15 protein-coding genes are annotated in these 20,097 nt (G+C 32.5%); 7 read left to right on the top strand and 8 right to left on the bottom strand.

Translation table 11 applies throughout. The features are described 5' to 3' along the window. Positions 1-4: 4 nt before the first annotated feature. Positions 5-523, bottom strand: coding sequence for an acyl-CoA thioesterase (locus BN863_RS17355; RefSeq protein ID WP_038532732.1), 519 nt, complete (start codon positions 521-523; stop codon positions 5-7). Between the two features lie 129 nt (positions 524-652). Continuing rightward, positions 653-1,591, bottom strand: a complete 939-nt coding sequence (locus tag BN863_RS17350; protein WP_038532730.1) for an HU domain-containing protein — start codon at positions 1,589-1,591, stop codon at positions 653-655. Between the two features lie 159 nt (positions 1,592-1,750). On the opposite strand from BN863_RS17350, the gene dprA reads away from it, so the two are divergent. Then, positions 1,751-2,851 carry a DNA-processing protein DprA gene (dprA, locus tag BN863_RS17345; RefSeq protein WP_038532728.1) on the top strand — a complete coding sequence of 367 codons (1,101 nt, stop codon included), beginning with the start codon at positions 1,751-1,753 and terminating at the stop codon, positions 2,849-2,851. Positions 2,852-2,855: 4 nt separating this feature from the next. Here the strand turns inward: dprA and BN863_RS17340 are convergent, their stop codons facing one another. Beyond that, positions 2,856-4,313 carry a hypothetical protein gene (locus tag BN863_RS17340; RefSeq protein ID WP_038532726.1) on the bottom strand — a complete coding sequence of 486 codons (1,458 nt, stop codon included), beginning with the start codon at positions 4,311-4,313 and terminating at the stop codon, positions 2,856-2,858. Positions 4,314-4,366: 53 nt separating this feature from the next. Continuing rightward, entirely contained in the window at positions 4,367-5,338 is a 972-nt protein-coding gene (trpS, locus tag BN863_RS17335) for a tryptophan--tRNA ligase (RefSeq protein ID WP_038532724.1), read from the bottom strand. Between the two features lie 347 nt (positions 5,339-5,685). On the opposite strand from trpS, the gene BN863_RS17330 reads away from it, so the two are divergent. The 6 genes from BN863_RS17330 (at position 5,686) to BN863_RS17305 (ending at position 17,033) form a co-directional block, all read left to right on the top strand. Then, entirely contained in the window at positions 5,686-8,928 is a 3,243-nt protein-coding gene (locus BN863_RS17330) for a T9SS type A sorting domain-containing protein (RefSeq protein WP_084817573.1), read from the top strand. A gap of 84 nt (positions 8,929-9,012) precedes the next feature. Then, a complete protein-coding gene (locus tag BN863_RS17325) occupies positions 9,013-12,183 on the top strand; it encodes a T9SS type A sorting domain-containing protein (RefSeq protein ID WP_148304643.1) in 3,171 nt (1,056 codons plus the stop codon). Between the two features lie 203 nt (positions 12,184-12,386). After that, complete coding sequence (locus tag BN863_RS17320; RefSeq protein ID WP_038532718.1) at positions 12,387-13,136, top strand: lysophospholipid acyltransferase family protein; 750 nt, start codon at positions 12,387-12,389, stop codon at positions 13,134-13,136. A gap of 264 nt (positions 13,137-13,400) precedes the next feature. Next, positions 13,401-13,625, top strand: coding sequence for a hypothetical protein (locus BN863_RS17315; protein ID WP_038532717.1), 225 nt, complete (start codon positions 13,401-13,403; stop codon positions 13,623-13,625). Between the two features lie 14 nt (positions 13,626-13,639). Next, on the top strand, positions 13,640-14,395 hold the full coding sequence (locus tag BN863_RS18175; protein ID WP_084817572.1) for a GLPGLI family protein: 756 nt from the start codon (positions 13,640-13,642) through the stop codon (positions 14,393-14,395). Continuing rightward, complete coding sequence (locus BN863_RS17305; RefSeq protein ID WP_038532715.1) at positions 14,373-17,033, top strand: TonB-dependent receptor; 2,661 nt, start codon at positions 14,373-14,375, stop codon at positions 17,031-17,033. Before BN863_RS18175 ends, BN863_RS17305 begins: the two co-directional genes overlap by 23 nt. Before the next feature lie 63 nt (positions 17,034-17,096). Here BN863_RS17305 and BN863_RS17300 read toward each other — a convergent pair whose 3' ends face one another. Genes BN863_RS17300 through BN863_RS17285 form a run of 4 tightly spaced genes read right to left on the bottom strand, consistent with a single transcriptional unit; the run spans position 17,097 to position 20,092 of the window. Beyond that, on the bottom strand, positions 17,097-18,575 hold the full coding sequence (locus BN863_RS17300; protein WP_038532713.1) for a porin family protein: 1,479 nt from the start codon (positions 18,573-18,575) through the stop codon (positions 17,097-17,099). Continuing rightward, entirely contained in the window at positions 18,575-19,117 is a 543-nt protein-coding gene (locus BN863_RS17295) for an RNA polymerase sigma factor (protein WP_038532711.1), read from the bottom strand. The genes BN863_RS17300 and BN863_RS17295 overlap by 1 nt, the downstream gene beginning before the upstream one ends. 25 nt (positions 19,118-19,142) lie before the next feature. Continuing rightward, positions 19,143-19,598, bottom strand: coding sequence for a membrane lipoprotein lipid attachment site-containing protein (locus BN863_RS17290; protein ID WP_038532709.1), 456 nt, complete (start codon positions 19,596-19,598; stop codon positions 19,143-19,145). A gap of 35 nt (positions 19,599-19,633) precedes the next feature. Beyond that, positions 19,634-20,092 carry a membrane lipoprotein lipid attachment site-containing protein gene (locus tag BN863_RS17285; protein ID WP_038532707.1) on the bottom strand — a complete coding sequence of 153 codons (459 nt, stop codon included), beginning with the start codon at positions 20,090-20,092 and terminating at the stop codon, positions 19,634-19,636. Positions 20,093-20,097 lie beyond the last annotated feature (5 nt).

Here is a 20,097-nt window from a genome sequence, read left to right as displayed (position 1 = left end):
AGATTTAATCTTCTTTTAAGAATAACGCTTTTAATTCTGTAGCTTCATTAGGCTTCATTCTACCTGCTAACACTAAACTTAATTGTTTGCGGCGTAAGGCAGCCTCGTAGCGTTCTTTTTCTAGCTTAGTTTCAGGAATAAGCTCTGGAACAGGAATAGGTCGTCCGCTTTCATTTACAGCCACAAAAGTGTAAATGGCAATGTTTGCTTTGGTTTTAAGACCAGATTCTCGATCTTCTGTCCAAACATCTATATAGACTTCCATAGAGCTCTTAAATGCTCTAGAAACCTTAGCTTCAACAATTACAACGCTACCTAATGGTATAGCATGGTTAAAAGCCACATGGTTTACAGATGCAGTAACTACAATTCGTCTTGAGTGGCGACGCGCAGCAATACTTGCAGCACGATCCATACGTGCTAGTAATTCTCCTCCAAACATATTGTTTAAAGGGTTTGTTTCGCTTGGTAACACAAGGTCTGTTAATGTAGTTTTAGTAGCTTCTGCTGTTTTTGATTCCATAGATGTTTATTTGCCTCAAAGGTACAAAGCGATGGTTGACTTTCAAACTTAAATTAGGATTACCGCATAAAAAAAGCGTTACAGGAAATTTCCAATAACGCTTTTGTGTTTATATCTGTTTAAGATGTTTTATTTTAAGTCTTTAACAAGTAACCATGCATGAGGATTGTTGTTTCTACGAATTTCGCGTAATGCATTTAAGGCTTCTTTTCTATCTTCATAGCTATCGTAAACCACTTGGTGTAAACCATATTTATTAACACCAATTTTTCGGGCATTGAAACCTTCAGATTTAAGATCGCTTACAATTTTTTCGCAGTTTTCTTCCACACGAAATGCTCCAGCAATAATATGATATGTTCCTACAGGTTTTGTAACTGTTAAACTTACAGCTGGCAACGGATTCTCAATAACAAATGTTGCTTCTTGTATTTTGTGTTCTAACTGTGTGTTAGCGGTTTCTTGCGCAATTTGATTATGATTTTCTACCTGATTTACATAATACTTAGACCCTAAAAATCCGCTAAGTCCTAATGCTAGTACAGCAATAGCAGCATAACGTAAATATGGTCTTGTTTTACGACGTTCTGGTGTAAAAGTAAGCGGTATAACTTTCTCTATAGACTCTATTTCTTGCTTATATTCTTCTCTAGATATAGCAGGAGAAACCATTATGTTTAGTCCAAAAGCATCGGTTAAATAGTTTAAATGATTAAAAGGTTCAAATGTTATTTTACCTTCTTCATTTAAAGCTAATTCTCCAATGTTTTCTAAAGAAATACTTTCTTTTTCAACCAATTGAGATTTAATTGAAACCACACGCTTTTTAATTTTTTCTAAGGCGATTTCAAATGGAATTTTCTCCACATCAGCTACATAATGTGCTAAAAGACCATCGTTTTGCTGAATTTGTTCGTTAAAAGAAATGGCTTTTTTAGGTGGAAAAAATGTATTGGTATCAGCATTTATTTTTGCCGAAACACGTTGTGTTAAAAATGCTCCAAACTCAGGAACAATAACACATTCATATCTATATAGTAAGTCGCTTATGTAAGTCTCTAATTGCATAAATACAAAGTTAATCAAATTTTAGTGCGTTCAAAGTTGGTGTTTCACTTTTTTATTAACAGTAAAGTAATTTGTTTCTTGTATCTTAAGAATCAATTGATTAATTTACGTTAAAGGAATGATTTTTTCACGTTTAAATGAAATCGGATAGATGTGGTTATGACAGAAGACCAACTTTTATATGTTTTAGCATTACAACATGTACCTAATGTAGGTGATATTGGTGCTAAAAAGTTAATTAAGCATTGTGGATCGGCTGAAGCTGTTTTTAAAGAGAAAAAACACATACTTGCTAAAATTGATGGAATAGGAAAAGTAAGACTTAACGAATTAAGTTTGAGTACCCATTTAGCAGCTGCCAAAGCCGAATTAGATTTTATACATAAAAATAATATAACGTGTTTATATTTTGAAGACTCTGATTATCCTGAAAAACTAAAACATTCTATTGATGGGCCTATTTTGGTATTTCAATCTGGAGCCGTCAATTTGAAATCAGAACGTATTATAAGTATTGTTGGAACTCGAAAGATTACAACATCGGGTATTGCTTTTTGCGAAAAATTAGTTGAAGAATTAGCAGTGTTTAATCCAGTTATTGTTTCGGGGTTTGCTTATGGAACAGATATTACAGCACATAAATCGGCTGTTAAAAATGGTTTGCAAACCATTGGATGTTTGGCACATGGATTAAATCAGACATATCCTAAAGTTCATAAAAAGTATGTTGCAGAAATAGAACAACACGGTGGATTTTTAACAGATTTTTGGAGTTCCTCTATTTTTGATCGGAATAATTTTTTAAAGCGAAATCGAATTATTGCTGGTTTAAGTACAGCAACTATTGTGATTGAATCTGCAGAACGTGGTGGAAGTTTGGTAACTGCAGATATTGCGAATTCTTATAACCGAGATGTATTTGCCGTTCCTGGACGTCCAACAGATGCCTTAAGTAAAGGGTGCAACAATTTAATTAAGCAACAGAAAGCACAGTTACTTTCGACACCGTTAGATGTGGCTTATATTTTAAACTGGCAATTAGAAAGGGAGCCAAAAGTTATTCAGAAACAATTGTTTGTAGAATTAGATGATCAAGAAACCTTGATTTACGAGTTTTTAAAAAAGACTGATAAACAATTATTAGATAGTATTGCTATAGCTTGTGGTTTACCCATTTTTAAGGTTGCAGGTATATTGTTAAATATGGAATTAAAAGGCGTTATTCGGCCATTGCCAGGTAAGTTATTCGAAATAATTTAAAGGGTTACATGTTTATTTTTAACACCCAAATATCTTCAAAATAATCTAAACGCGACAATTCTCGTTGTTTTAAATAGACTTCATTTGGATCTTCGCTGTTTTTTAAATAAATATAATCCCAGTTATTTATTGGGTTTTTATACGAATGAGGTGTGTGTCCTTTTTCTGTTAAAAATTCCTTCCAATTCGTTGCGTTTTTTTCTACAGAAAACACATTGGTGACAAGGTAATACCCTGCCTTTAAACCTGGAATGGATGTGGATTTTAAATTTTTAATTTTTTCTAAATCTTTATCTTGTGGTAGGGCGTAGGTGTCAATATCTACCGTCATATAATAATCCGTGTTTTTGTTTTCTAAATATATCGGACTAATCTCTGTTTCGAAAGCCACAAAAAACAAATAAAACCGATCGGCTTTGGTTTTAAACTCAATAGTTAATTCCGAGCTATTATTAGATAGAATAGAATTATCCTTATTAGGAATATCCATTTTTACCAAATCGAAACCTAAGGTATTTATACTATTTGGAGTGCGATTTTTAAAGTATACATCATCAATAGTTATAGAACTATTAAAAAAATTATCTTCAGCTCTTAAGTTGGTATAAAGCGGTACATAATCTCCAACATTACTGTTGTAAACTTTACAAACATCCGTTTTTAATTTTTGATCACCTTCTAAAGCTCCAATAGAAAGCGATGTTTTTATATCGCCTATTTCGTTAGTTTTAAAATCGGCAAACGTAATGTCTACTGTTTTTTTATCGACTTCAAGAAAGCCATTGTATGTCGTGAAGTATTTAGGCTTATCGTCTGGATTTTCATAGACAACGTAAAGTAACCATCCTCCAGAACATCCTCCAGAAACATAGCCTTCGGTGGCTTTTATATTGGCAACGGTGTAATTTCCGTTTACTGTTTCTGTGTCTTGTAATAATTGGGTTACATCAGAATAACAAACATAAGGTTTAGAGTCGTTAAATGAAGAATTTAAATAACTATCGTAAACTTTTAATCCTTTAATTTCTGTGTATTCGCCTAGTGGTGTTTTAAAAAGTATTTTATTTACGTCTAGTGAGCGTTCATCATTTCCTTTGTAAACTATTTGATCATTTAAGGTGCGTTTTACACCTTTGTCGTACTTGTATATGGCACTCCAATACAACGCAGCATAAACTATTTTTTTAGAATGTTCTGGAAGTGTTAAAGCGGCTTGACTAGAACTAAAAGTTTCTTTATCATCATCGACATCAATATATTCCATTTTAATTTTATCGTTAAAAATGGCTCTGTCGTTAAAGGGTTTTGTAGCATGTTCACTCACGATATTATTCCCTATTAAAGCAGAATTACCTTTAAGGTATAATTGGTGGTTTACAGAAAAATGTAATCCTTCTTGTCCGTATCCAGTACGAACACCTACAAAAAGGATTATTAACACTAAAAGTTTTAAGTGGGGCATATATTAAATATTAGGGCAATAATCACCCTAAAGATACAAAAATGTGAGAGGTCTTAATAGCCTACTTTTGCACGAACACGACTTAATGTGTTTTGTGCAACTTGTTTTGCTTTTGCAGCACCTACGGCTAACGCTTTATCTATTTCTTCTAAATTATTTATATAATAATCGAAACGTTCGCGTTCTACTGCAAAGCGTTCAACAATTAATTCAAAAAGGGCCTGTTTAGCATGACCGTAACCATAATTACCGTTTTCATAATTGGCTTTCATAGCGGCAATCTGTTCTTCGGATGCTAATAAGTTGTAAATAGCAAAACAGTTACAGGTACTCCAGTCTTTAGGTTCTTCAAGAGGCGTACTATCTGTTTGTATGCTCATGACTTGCTTGCGTAATTTTTTATCGCTTTGAAAAATATTAATCAAATTGTTTTTACTCTTACTCATTTTAGCACCATCGGTACCAGGAATTAAAATACCATCTTCTTGTATTTTACCTACCGGTAGCACGAAGGTTTCACCTCCCATTTTAGCATGAAAACGAGAAGCAACATCACGAGTCATTTCAATATGTTGCAATTGATCCTTTCCTACAGGAATAACTTCGGCGTCGTATAATAATATATCTGCAGCCATAAGCATAGGGTAAGTAAACAAACCAGCGTTTACATCTTCTAAACGGTCTGCTTTATCTTTAAAACCATGAGCTAATGTTAAACGTTGGTAAGGAAAAAAGCAGCTTAAGTACCAGCTTAACTCGGTTGTTTCAGGAATATCGCTCTGTCTGTAAAACACGACTTTGTCTATATCTAAACCAAAAGCGAGCCACGTTGCAGCAACGCAATAGGTATTATGTCTAAGGCTTTCTGCGTCTTTAATTTGAGTTAACGAGTGCATATCTGCAATAAATAAATACGATTCGTTTGCATCTATTTCAGACATTTTTATTGCAGGAATAATTGCTCCTAATAAATTTCCTAAATGTGGTATTCCGGTGCTTTGTACACCAGTTAAAATTCTTGCCATGTTAATTGTGCTTATTGAAACACAAAGGTAATTTTTTTATGGAAAAAATTAAGGTATTACCTAAAGAGTAAAGGGAAACGTTTAAAGAGTACCTGATATTAAGAATAAAAACTATGATGTAGACAAAACTTACATTGTAAGTAGTTTGCTACATAAGGTAGTCGTGAAAATCTTAAGTTTTAGTACCAACGTGCTAGATTATAGCCTTTCATAGGTATTAATTAGCGTATAAACTAATTTTTTTGTGTCGACTAACTCTCTTCTTAATTTTACGTAAAATTATGTTAATACACCACTCTCCCTATGTATTGACGTGGATTTAAATTACGCATTTAAAACCCCTGCTTATGAAAAACTTTACTTCTTTTATGCCGCTATGCATATCGTTTAAAAAGATATTACCTTTTATATTGTTGTTTTTAACGCTGCCTTTCTATGGGCAAACGGTTACAGATGTATTTCCTACTCGGGTTACATACGAAACCAAAATTACTATTGTAGGGACTGGATTTGATGAAACTGATAGAGATAATATTACTATTACGAATATTCCAATTAAAAATGTAAAATTGGTTAGTCCTACCGAAATGACTCTTGAGATTGATGATGGAGGGTCAGCCTCAGGCAATGATAAAACGGGTATTTTAAGTATTGGTGGAATAAGTATTCCTTCTACGAAAAACACCATTAATTATGTAGGTTATCTAATTCTGAATACAAAAAGCCGTAACTATGAATTAAATTCAAAAATTACCGAAATATTTACCAATTGGGATTATAATGGTAATGGTTATTGGAAATCAAGTTGGTATGTTGCTAATAATCAAAACACTTGGCCTAATGATAAACATGAATTATTAGCCTTTACTTATAATGGCACAACTTATTCTACTGGAGTGGATGATGCTTTGCTAAATGCTAAAGGAATATCTTATTCGCCAGAGGTTTTTAAAGCTTACTCTACTAATGGTGTGTCTGGGACAACATATGGGCAAAATTATATAATAACTGGAGATTTAGTAGATAATGTTGTCGGATCTGCTGAAACGGGGCCATTAGACTCGGAAATATCAAACCTTAATATTATTGATGCTGTTGTGGATGGAAAAAATGGACTTGAATTAGGTACGGGTATTACAAATTTCAATACAAATGCAACCATTCGTTTTTTTAGTGGGAACGGTCAAATAGGAGCAGTGAATGATGCTGTACCAGACTTGATTATAACGCAAATTGCAACAGCGGGAGGAACAGATATATATTATTATGCAGATGAAATAGGAAATATTGTTGGGCGACCAATTAGATTTTATATTCATACTGATGTTTACCTAACTGAATGGCGAATGGATTTGTATAGGCTTAATCCATATACAAATTATGATATTGCGACACCTGTTGGCCGTGCATATGGTACAGATGAAACTAGGCCTCTTTCAGTTATAGGTCTTAAACTAGAGTATTTTGAGATTGATGCATCAAATATAGCTGATGTAGGTAATATTAATTTATTGGCAGGAGGGACTTCAGACATGGCTTTTTTAGCTTATAACACCTCAGCTTTTGAAATTAAATCACCTAAAATTGCGCAATATCCAGTATCACGATATTTATGTAGGCTACCAAATGATACAGATATAACGTTTTCGACTGTAGCGTCTATAGACGATATTGTAATTGATGATGGTAGTTCTACATCTGATCCCAAAGACGATATACGTTATCAATGGTTAAAATATAATACAGAGATTACCGGTGCTACTACTGATAGTTATACGATTACAAATCAAATAATTGACTCAGATTTGGCAACATATAAACTTAAAGTGATTAATGACTATGGTACAGTTATTTTACCTGTGTCATTATCAGAAGGAGGAACACCGTACATTTGGAATGGTACATCTTGGAATTTACCTAATGCTTATACAGAGCAAAATATAAATGTAGCTGTTGAAGATCGTAGTTTAATTTTTTCCGCAGATTATCCGGCCCAAAGTATAAATCTTGAAGGTTGCGACTGTACAATTCCAGCAGGAACAAATGTAATTATAAAATCAGGACAGAGTATGTCTTTATATAATAACATTACAGTTGCAGGAGAAATTCCTGCGGGTACAGATCCTGATAATAATCCTACTCCTTATGTACCAGAAGGTACTTTTACTCTAGAGAACAATGCGAGTTTAGTGCAAATAAATGGTGAAAATGGTAATATTAATGAAGGGGATATAGTTATGAAACGTAACGCCTATGTGAACGACGTATCAGATTATATTTATTGGTCTTCACCAGTATTAGGTTTTAATGTTAACAACATTGCAACGTCTCGAGTGTATCAATGGGATCCACAAGCTTCCGATTATGGCAACTGGATTGCTGCTACCAATGCTGATATGACGGCTGGCGAAGGTTATATTGCTCGTGTTAAAAACGCATCAGACTTTACGGTAAATTTTGATGGAGTTCCAAATAATGGTGAAGTATTAGTTGAATTAAGTTCATCTAAGGAGTCGGTTGAGATGGATGCAGAAAATACAAATTGGAATTTATTAGGAAATCCATACCCTTCAGCTATTTCAGCTAAAACATTTTTAGAAGACAACACTAATTTACAGGGTAGTGTTAGCATTTGGACGCATAATGAAGCTATTTCTAATACAGAAAATGATCCTTTTTATGACGATTTTGGATACAATTATTCAGATCAATATATTGTCCATAATGGTACAGGAACGACTCCTTCTAGCCCGGCATTTAATGGAAATATAGCTGCAGGTCAAGCCTTCTTTGTGCAGTTGGATGAAGGAACTTCAAATAATACGGTCAAATTTACTAATGATATGAGATATGGGGTTAATGAAAGTGTTTTAGATAATTCCGATTTTTTCAGAACGTCAACAGAAGAAACTCAAGAAAAACAATTGATATGGTTAAGTTTGATTAGTGATTCAAATTCCTCTGTTAGCACATTAGTTGGTTATGTAGAGGGGGCTACAAATGAAAAGGATAGGTTGTATGATGCCTATGCAAATTATAGTGGTTTTAATATATATTCACTTATATCTGAAAAGAAAATGACTATTCAAGGGCGTTCTCTTTCATCTTTTATTGATTCTGATCAGGTGTCCTTGGGAATAGATATTTTAACAAACGGATCATATAAAATAGGTATAGATCATCTAGAAGGAAAATTGTTTAAAGATAAGAACCAAGCTATTTTTTTAGAAGACACTTATTTAAATATGGAACATGATTTAAAACAGTCGCCTTATGCATTTACGGCGGTTAAAGGTGTAACAAACGATCGCTTTATTTTAAAATATAAATCATCGTCTAAACTTTCTGTAAAAGAGGATTTAGTAGCTAAAACTTATGTTTTTATTAATAATGGAGCTTTAAATATTAAATCATCAAAAAACATAACAGGAATTGCTGTGTATGACATCAATGGGAAACAGCTTATTAACTATGTGCCTAGTGTAATTAGCAGCAGCACTTCAATTAATTTTCCTTTTTCTAAAGGAGTATATTTAGTGAATATCACTTTAGACAACGGGATAATAGTTTCTAAGAAATTAATTCATTAAATAAAAGTATTTACAAAATGTAATATTCTTCCTACCGCTATATTATTGCTATTATCAAACTTAATTTTATTAAACCGTAAACCTATGACAAAAACAATTACGCAATCAAAATGTATTAACCTTTCTAAAAAAATGATATTATTCCTTTTCGTAATGGTATCGTTTCAATTATTAGGGCAGTCAGTAACCGAAATATTTCCTACTCGCGTTACAACTAACTCTAAAATCACAATAGTTGGTTCAGGATTTACAGCTTCAACTTCTATAAGTATTCCTGGTGTAGCTATAAAAAGAGGTAGTAAAATATTAGTTAACTCGATGGAAATGACATTTGAGATTTCTGAATCTGGAAAAGATGATGTTACAGCGGAATTGCTTGTTGGTGGAAATTCCACAAGCTTTAATATATATTATATAGCTCCGGAGGTAAAAATTCTTGACAATGGAGAAAATAATAACGTCACGAGAATTACAGAGATTTTTACTACCTATAAGGGGTTTTGGAGATCATCACAATGGAAAGCAGATACCGCAAATGTAGATTTAATGCCAAATACGCGTCATGATCTTTTAGCATTTACTTTTGATGGAGTCACTTATTCTACAGGTGTTGATGATGATTTATTAACTGAAAAGAATGTTGATTTCGATTCGCAGTTATTTAATGCATATAGTACTAATGGTGTCGATGGTTCAACTTACTCGCTTAATTACTTAGCAATGGCAGACTTGATAGATGGTGAGGTAAATGAAGGAGAGATGATTACCTCCCCAGAAATTTTGAATGCAACGATTTATGAAAACTTAGTAGATGGTATTAATGGATTAGATTTAGGAACAGGTGTAACTAACTTTAATCAGCTGGCCGATGTTGGGTTTTATAGTAGTGGTGGACAATTAGGAGGTATTAATGACGGGGCTCCAGATTTTTTAATAACTCAAATAGCCAAAGCAGGAAGTACAGATATTTATTATTATGCTGATGATTCAGGGAATGTAGTAGGAAGACCTATAAAATTATCAATTATTCAGGAAGAAGTAGAGGATTATGCTGGAGACGGACTTTTGGCTATGTGGAGATTAGATTTATATTCACTGCAGGCAGGTTTAAATTATGGGGTGGCTAAACCGCAAATAAGAACATTTACTGAAGATGAAAAACGACCTTTACGTATGGCTGCTTTTAGATTTGAAGATTTTGAAATTACACCAGATAATGTGGCAAATATTAATAATATTAATATGGTTGCAGGCGGTACTGCGGATCTTGCATTCTTAGCATATAATCGTGGGTCGTTTGATATTAAAACACCTGTAATTACTAAATATCCAGTTTCAAATTATGTGTGTAAAATTCCTAATAGTGATGATATTTCTTTTTCTGCAATAGCTCAAGTTTCGGGTAATGCGACAGGGGCAGCGGATGAAAAGTTATCCTACCAATGGTATAAATATAACACTCCTATTTCTGGGGCTAATTCCAATACATTAACATTAAGTGATGACATTCAGTTAGAGGATTTAGGTAAATATAAATTACAAGTTTCAAATTCTTTTGGATCAGTTTTTACAGCAGTTTCATTAACTCAAGGAGGTACTCCCGTTTATTGGGATGGAAATGCGTGGCAGCTACCACCTTCATATGTGGAAGCAGGTATTGTTGTTAAACCAGAAAATAGGCGTTTCATATTTTCCTCAGACTATAAGGAGATGGGTAATTTAGAAGGTTGTGATTGTGTAGTTCCTTCGGGGAGTAGTGCTACTATTCTATCGGGGTCAACTGTGACATTGAGTGGAAATGTAATGGTGGAAACTGGAGGTGAGTTAATATTTGAAGATAGTTCAAACTTAATTCAAACTAGCGAGGATACAGACGATAATATCAATACTGGTGATATTACAATGTTACGAAATGTAAATAATATTAAAAGTGACGATTTTATTATGTGGTCTACGCCAGTAGGAAACTATAATGTAAATACTATTACCTCACCATATGTAACTCCTGTTTTTCAATGGGATGTAAATGGCAGTTGGATTACTTCAGGAGGCTTAATGGAGTCAGCAAAAGGATATGCTGTTCAAATTCCCCAAGAATTCGTTTTTCCATGGTTCACAGCAGTTTTTAAGGGAGTTCCACTAAATGGGAGTAAAAGTGTAGCTGTATTAAAATCTAGTGATTCAGATAAACAAGAAGAATTAAAAAACTGGAACCTTATAGGGAATCCTTATCCGTCTGCGATTAGTGGTGATGAGTTTTTAGCAGCTAATACAGCATTAAATGGAACTATTTGTTTTTGGGCAGATAATTTAGCAATTAAGAATGTAAATTCTCCTTTAACGAGCAGTCAGTATCAAAGTTTGGCATATAATTATAACGAGCAGTATGTTAGTTATAATTCTACAGGAGCGAACCCACCGCAAACAACTGAAGGAAATATTTCTTCTGGACAAGCATTTTTTGTACAGTTAGACGAAGCATCTGCAGAGGGGCAAGCTGTTTTTACGAATGATATGAGATATGATGGAGATGGTAATGGCTATGATAATTCTGGTTTCTTTAAAACAAATATGGCTACAGATAATACTGGGAAGCAATTAATTTGGTTAAGTTTAATCGATGCAGCTAATACTTCTGCAAGTACTTTAATAGGGTATGTAGAGGGTGCAACTCTGGGAAAAGATAAATTATACGATACGTATTCAGATTTAGTTGGGTTAGATGTTTACACCATGGTAGAAGATTCAAAAATGGTTATTCAAGGACGGCCATTACCTTTCTCAGATTCAGAAGGAATTCCAGTAGGAGTTAATCTTCCAGCAGGTGGAAGCTATAAAATTGCAATCGGTGATTTAAGTGGTTCTGTATTTGTTGATGATGAGCAACCTTTGTACTTAGAAGATACTTATTTAAATATGGAGCATGATTTAAGAATGTCGCCGTATGATTTCTCTGGAGAACAAGGAGAGATTAATGATCGTTTTGTTTTACATTATAAGAAAACACTTTCTGTAGACGAGTTAGAGAAATCTAGAACATTTGTTACTATTGTCCATAATGTATTGAATGTAAAAGCATTTAAAACCATTAAGGAAGTTAAAATGTATGATATTAGTGGAAAACAAATTGTTTCATTTAAATCTAGTGGTAATAGTACTCAGTTAAATGAGAGCTTTAAATTTTCAAAAGGTATTTATTTAGCCTCAATAGTTTTAGAAGGGAATATTGTTGTGACCAAAAAGGTCGTGAACTAATACAATACGAACTCAAGATAATTCATAAAGCTCCCTGTCTTCAGGGGGCTTTTTTTATGCCGTTTTTTAAGTTTCTGTGTTTCTTAATATAGAAGTAATTTGGTTTTAGATGTATCTGAAAGCACTGAGTTTAATTTTAAATTATAAAAAGTGATACTTTAGTATGGCTTTAATGGCATTCATTTTATGTATTTTTGACAAGTATGAAGATATTTAAATATATTTTTTGGATTCTATATCGTGTGTGGTTCTATATTTTAGTAGCAATCCCAATCCTAATACTTCTACCTTTTTTGTTAATTTCTATTTCTAAGGAATCGTGGTACCCATATTTTTTTAGAATGGCTAGACTTTGGTCTAAATTTATTTTAATAGGAATGTGCTTTCGGTGGAAGATCGAACGGGAAGAGATTCCAAATATAGAGGAGAGCTATATGTTTATAGCAAACCATACTTCCATGACCGATATTATGCTCATGTTAGTCACCGTTAAGAATCCATTTGTATTTGTAGGTAAAAAAGAATTGGCTAAAATTCCGTTGTTTGGTTTTTTTTATAAACGGACTTGTATCTTGGTAGATCGCGACAGTTTGCGTAGTAGACATGCTGTGTTCGAAAGTGCAGAGCGACGATTAAAATCAGGTTTAAGTATTTGTATATTTCCTGAAGGAGGAGTGTCTGAAGAAGACATACTCTTAGATCAGTTTAAAGATGGTGCTTTTCGTTTAGCAATAAATCATCAAATTCCTATTGTTCCTATTACATTTGCTGATAATAAGGAGCGTTTTTCATTCGATTTTTTTAGTGGTAGTCCTGGTCAAATGCGGGTTCGTGTTCATGAATTTTTACCAACAGCTGGTATGACACTTAAAGACAACTGTAAAGCCTTAAAAGAAAAGTCCCGAAATATTATTTTAAATCAGTTGGAAGTCTATAAATGGAAATCACATTAATGAAAAAAATATATTCTTAAATCTGATAATTAATTAATTAAACTTTGTGAATTGATTTTTTTTTTCTTTATCATGTTGAATACTATTGAAGGAAATTAAGAAGCCCCTTTAGTATCTATTTAACATAAGGTTGCAACTTAACTAGCACTAGTTTTTTATTTTGGTTTATTAAAAAAAAAGCTTCTTAAATTAAGAAATATTAACTAACCTTTTTTATATTAAATTTAAAAAAATATTATTGTTTTTGTTATAACATTAGGATTAATGTCATTTACAAATAAAGATCTAGACAAGCCACAAGCTAAAGTAGCAGAGAGCCCTGGATTTTGTTGTACAGCAAATGTTACTTATAATGGAGATTACTATACCTCATTTACAGAATATGTGCCTGGTTATGGACCGGAAGCAATTGCAATGGCATGTAGTGCTGCTCGTGCATCAGCTCAACGATATATTGACATGCAAATGAGTGATGCTGGAGGCCAATAAAACTAGCTACAATTATGAAATATTATTTTATTCTTTTATTTGGGTGTCTATGTTCGTTATCGTATAGTCAAACTACTGAGGCCAATGCTTCCATTATTGTAAATTACATTTATACAAAGCAACTTGAAGGTATGCCAAATGTAACGGAAATTAACTCTACGCTCATTGCAAATAATAATGTTGCCGCTTACGAAATGGATTTTCTTAATAACTCAAACTTTGTACGTGAATCTGATGGGGAACAAGGCACTATTTTGGCTATTCGCCCAACTAAAAATCCAATAATTTTTAAGGATTTAAAAACAGACAAGGTTTTTAATAAAGAAAACATAATGTCTAAATTTTATCTTATAGAAGATGATTTGAGTGTCATGTTTAATTGGACACTGTCTCAAAATTATAAAGAAATTTTAGGTTACAAGTGTCAAGAGGCTACAACGCATTACAGAGGTAGAGATTATAAGGCTTATTTTACTACAGAAATTCCTTTCTCAACAGGGCCATGGAAATTTGGAGGCCTACCGGGGCTTATTTTAAAGACAGAATCTTTAGATGGCGTCTTTAAAATAGTAGCGAATAAAATTGAATTAAAAAATTCACAATCTACGATTGAAAACCCGTTTGAAAGTACACAAAATGAAGCCATAAGTTGGGATGAATTTATTGAGATTTATCAGAATAAATATCTCGATTTACAAAATTATAGAAGCCCAGCTGGAGGTTCAATGTCAATACCTACAAAAAATATTGAGACCTATATTAAAGAATAATTTAATTAAATTAAAGCTTAAAAGTAAAACCACAACTTTAGTTGTGGTTTTGTGCTTTTCAGTACATTTCTTAGCTATTTCACAAGTTAAGCTACAAGGGCAGGTATACGACATAGAAACAAATTTACCTTTATGGCGTGTAAATATTTTAATTAAAAATACTAAAGATTCTGGGTTAATTGCCTTTACTAAAACAAATGAGTTGGGTGCGTATAGCCTAATGCTTCCTACTGGAGTAGATTCTGTTCAGGTAGAAACGTCGCTTCTTAACTATAGCTCTAAATTAGTATCAATCAGTGTGAAACAACTTTCTGGGTTTTTAAATTTTAAATTAGAGCGACATGCTACACTGCTAGACGAAGTCTTAATCGAAGGAGAAAAAAAAGGAGTTACAATTAAGCAAGATACTACCGTTTATAATATAAATAGATTTAAAGACGGTACAGAACGCGTAGTAGAAGATGTTTTAAAAAAGTTACCCGGTATAACAGTGGCCGAAAATGGAGAATTAAAATTTAAAGGTAAATCGGTTACAAGGCTATTGTTGGATAACGATAATATTTTCGACGCGAATTATACTATTGGAACACGAAATATTGATCCTAAAATCATTGAAGAAATACAAGCTATTGAGGATTATAATGAAAACCCTCTACTTAAGGATGTAATAAGCTCTAAAGACGTGGCTTTAAATCTCGTGCTAAAAAAAGGGAAAACAGATTTTTCTGGAAATCTGGAATTAGGATTAGGTTATAAGGATAAAGAGAAAATTAAAATAACCCCTCTAGCGGTTTCTAAAACATTTAAAGGGTTTGCAGTTTTAAGTTATAATTCTATAGGCGAAAATTATAGCCCTTATAATTTTGTCTCTAATATATTAGATATGTCTACTCTAAACGAGGCTATCCAAAGAACAAGCAATTTGGTTAACAACACAGGGTTTAACTCCAATTTGCCAGCAGATAAAATTCGGGTTAATAATAACCTGTTTGGTAGTCTAAATGGGTTATACCGTGTAAATGAAAAACTGTCTATTCGTTTAAATTATAATCTATTTAAAGACCGGTTAATTCGGGAGGAGCAGATTCAAACAACATACGGCATTAACAACGAAGAGTTAGATGTTAATAATTATGAAGATGTGGTAAAAAATCCACTAGTAAATGCATTTACTTATAAGCTTATTTATAATATTAATAAATCGTCACTATTAACTTCTGATGGAATTTTAGATTCTAAAATTGTCGAAAAAAGTAGTAATGGTTTTAATAATAATTTAGAGTTTAATAGTGATACAAAAAGTAAGGATTTATTTCTGAAAAATAATACAGAATATACATGTAAATTAAATGCTGAGAGTGTATTTCAGCTTACTAGTAATGTGTCTACAAACCGTTTGCCCCAAAATGTAGATGTCGCTTATGATATAAATCAATTTTATCAAGATATAGATTTTAAAACGAATTATTTAAGGTTAGAATCGGCTTTTTTATCAAGAGGAAATCGAAGCGAGTACGAGGCAAAGGTGGGATATACTTTTGCTGAAAATTTTGTAAATTCCGAATTAGAAGGTGTTCAAATTAATAATGAAAGTAGTAATAATGATATATATTATAAGAACACAAATCTATTTGCTAATTTGAATTATCAATTAAAATTCGGAAAATGGCGGTTAGAAACTGGCCTTAAAATAAATTATTATAAAATTGCTTTAAACGATATAAATACAACTAATTATAGGAATGATATTTTTAATATACAACCGGAATTAGAACTGTTTTATGCCGTAAACAAAAAAACGAATTTGTCCCTAAATTATAAGTTAAGTAATCAGATACCTGATGTCAGCCATGTGTATTCGGGGCTAATACTAACAACCTATCGAACACTGTTAAGAAATAATTTTAACTTTAATTTATTTGAAACACATGCGGGGTCGGTTGGGTTTCGGGTTAACGATTTTTTTAATCTATTTCAGTTTAATGTGTTTAGTGATTTCAGATATAGCGCGTATGGTTATGTAAGTAATCTTCAAGTCGATGAGGACTTTCAAGTTTACAATGCAGTAGTTGCGGCGACCGATAATAAAAAGTTAAATGTAGGTTTAGATTTAGAGAAATACATCCGGTTTTTAAAAACTACACTAAATTTAAGAACAACTTATGGCTTGTCTAGTTATCAAAACGTCATCAATAATTCGGAATTAAGAGATAATACGGCGAAATCATTTATGGGAGAGTTTTCTTTTAGAACTGGATTTAGAAGTTCTGTTAACTTTAGTAATGTTTTAATGTTTAATCATAATACATATAAAACCCAAGCTAGTAATATAGTAACCGCATTTACATCGCTCGAAAATAAATTTAAAATGACATATCAAAAAAACGATTTTAATTGTAGTGTTTCTAGTCAATATTTTAATTCAGATTTGTCTAATGCTAATACTGATGATTTATTTTTGAATGCAACATTTAGCTACAAACCAAAGCAGGGCAAGTTAGAATATATTTTAAATGCAAATAACTTACTGAATCAGGATACGTTTAGAAATATTTATAAATCGGATTTTTCTAGTACCATTTTCGAACATAATTTACAAGAGCGTTATTTGCTTCTTACTGTACGCTTTAAATTTTGATCTCAGCCTTAAAAATACCAGAAATACTAGGTGTTTCGGTCAGAATTTTTAACACTTTAACACTTAAAACTTAAAACTAAATCCTGTATACACCCCAATTATATATGGTTTAAAGTTTCCAGAAGTATTGTTATAAGCGTTTAGTTGATATTTAAAAGTTGGTTCAAGATTAAAATTAAATCGTTTCGAAAAGTTGTAATCGAAACCAATTCCAAAATTAGTACTGAAACTAAAATCATTAATATTTGTTGCTTCGCCAATAAGAATTCTACTTGTATTATTTTCAGAATATATTTGATTATCTTCTAAAATAAATGTGCTAAAGCCCCCAATTACGTTAATGGCAATTCGTTTATTTAAAATGTTGTATTCTACTTCTAAAGGCAATTCAAAATAGCTTATGTTTTGATTAATAGAACCACTTTCGTTGTTGCTTGTAAACGTACTGTTTTGAATCGTAGAAACTTTATTCGCATTTAAAAAAGAATAATTTTGAGATTGATTGGTTTTAGAAACGTGCTGTAAATTAGGGACGCCTCTACTACTTGAAATTCCAGGATTTTCAAGTAAAACAACATCGTTAGTATTAAAACTTAACTTAAGGTTGTTTATTCCAGATCTTAACTTAATTTTTTTGTTAATAGCATAGCCTATTCCAACGCCGTAACTCGTGTTTATTTCGCCAGATTTAGAATTGCTTATAAATTGATCGTCTAAATGAGAGCCTTTTCCGGTACTGCTATAATAAACAGGTGCAATGTTTGGGTGGATATCCCATTTTTTTAATTTATTATCAACTTTTGGGTGTGTGTTAGTTGCAGCAATGGCGTCTTCAATGCTTAATGAGTCTATTGTCGTGTTTTTGTTTAAAAGCTCTGGAGCATTCTTAATTACATCGTTAGTTGCTATTTGAGGGTGCTCTTGAGTAAATATTGATTGTTTTGAAATAGATTTAGAAATAGTGTCTCTTTTAAAGGGTGTTGTTGAGTTCTTGTTTCCGGATGCAATAGTAGTATTTGTTGTCGCATGTTTTGACGTAGAAGGTGTGTTCGGTGTGTTTGTAACTATAGCTGTTGCTTCTGTGGTGGACGGCGAATTCTTTTTAGTAAATGGATTTAGATTTTGTTTTTTAGACTGATTTACTATTTGAGTACTATTTATAGAATTATGAGGTGAATGTGATGATTTTTTAGAAATAGAATCTAGAGGCTTTAAGGTTGTTGTGTCTTCTTGAGGCGTAGAAGTCACTGTAGATTCATTTTTTAAATCTGAATTGTTAAAGCTTGGAGTGTCTACTAGTATGGTGTTAGGGGTGTTATTTGATGAGGTTTTTGAATTAAAAATAAAATTTCCTAAAGCTAAAAATAAAAGTAAAATTGCGGCAATACCAGCTGCGCGCCACCAAATAGGGATGACACGTTTAGGTTTCTGTTGTGTTTTTAATTTTGCCTCAATACCGTTCCAAACTTCTGGGTGTGGGGTAACATCAAGATCTTTTAAGCGTTCTTGAAATAGACGGTCTATGTTTTTTTTATCACTCATTAAATAGAATGTGATTCAAGATTCAAATTAGCTTTATCAATTTTTTCTTGTAAAATTAATCTAGCTCGAGCTAGATTAGACTTGGAAGTCCCTACAGAAATTTTTAGCATTTCGGCAATCTCTTTATGCGAGTAGCCATCTAAAACATAGAGGTTAAAGACCATTCGGTATCTATTAGGTAGGGTTTGAATAAGTCCTAAAAGAAAATCTAACGAGATATCGTCATAATCATTAACCTCTACTGCTTCTTCTGTAATGTCTTCATTAATAATATTAAAAACGCCTTTTTCACGATAGCGCTGCAATGCGGTATTAATCGTAATACGCTTCATCCAACCTTCAAAAGAACCTTTGTTTTTATATTGCGATATTTTGCTAAATATAGTCAAAAAGGCATCGTGCAGATTGTCTTGAGCTTCTGCAGTATTACGAGAATATTTGAGACACACTGCGTATAATTTGCTAGAGTATAGCGTATATAATTCAGTTTGTGCTTTAAGATTATTCCGTTTACATTTAGATATAAGTTGGTCTAAACTCAAAGGGGTTTTTAGTTATTATAAATAATTAGTCAATATGCGATATAACTTCAGTTTCGTATTCTAAATATATGTTTTCGCCTTCTTCATCTTCTCCAACCCAGAATCTAAACACGTATGGACCTTCGGCTCTTGGTTCAAAATCAAAAAAGACTTGTTTAGTAGCGTCTGAAACTTCGCAAGCGTCATCTTCGAATACTCTATTTACAATGCCTATCGTTCTAATATTTGTTTCAATAGGGTTACCATCTAGATCATCTATATCTTCAATGCTTTTGTTGTAGTCTAGATTTACATATTGGTAACACGTTGTTGGTGCAATATAATCTACATGTATTCGGTAAATTTTACCAATTTCCATTTCAGCAGGAACGTCTGCTTCTTCTGTTGGGACGTATTCATAGTAAAAATTTGAATAATCGTCGTTAGTGTCGCAAGATGCTAAAGTTAATGCGGCTACGAATAATAAAAGTAATTTTTTCATGTCTTTGTAAAATTGATTTTAAATTAATAAATGTTTTATAAGATTTGAGCAGGATATTCTAAGAATATATCTTCTTCATTTTCGTCTACACCTGCCCAAAATCTAAAAATATAAGATCCCGATTCTAGTGTTTCGAAATTTACAGGAGTTTGTGCTATTTCGGCAAGTTCTTCACATTCGCCATCTGTTTTAATATCAACTCTGTTAATGACTGCCATTGTTATAATTCTTGTTTCTGTTGGTTCAGCGTCAGGATTATCAGGGTCTTCTGTTTCTATAATACGACCTTCAATATTAGTTGTTGCAAACGTGTAACAGTTTGTAGGTTTCTTATAGTCTATAGTAATGGTGTAGGCTTTGTCGGTTTCCATGGTTGGAGGAACGTCTGCAGAAACTGTGGGAACAGCATCATAATAATAATTTATGTTATCATCATTGGTGTCGCAAGATGCTAACGTTAATGTTGCTACAAATAATAAAAGAAGTTTTTTCATGTCTA

The organism is Formosa agariphila KMM 3901 (genome assembly GCF_000723205.1).
Classification (GTDB): Bacteria; Bacteroidota; Bacteroidia; order Flavobacteriales; family Flavobacteriaceae; genus Formosa; species Formosa agariphila.
Note: the sequence above shows the minus strand (reverse complement) of the source record. Positions and strands in the feature narration are given on the sequence as shown.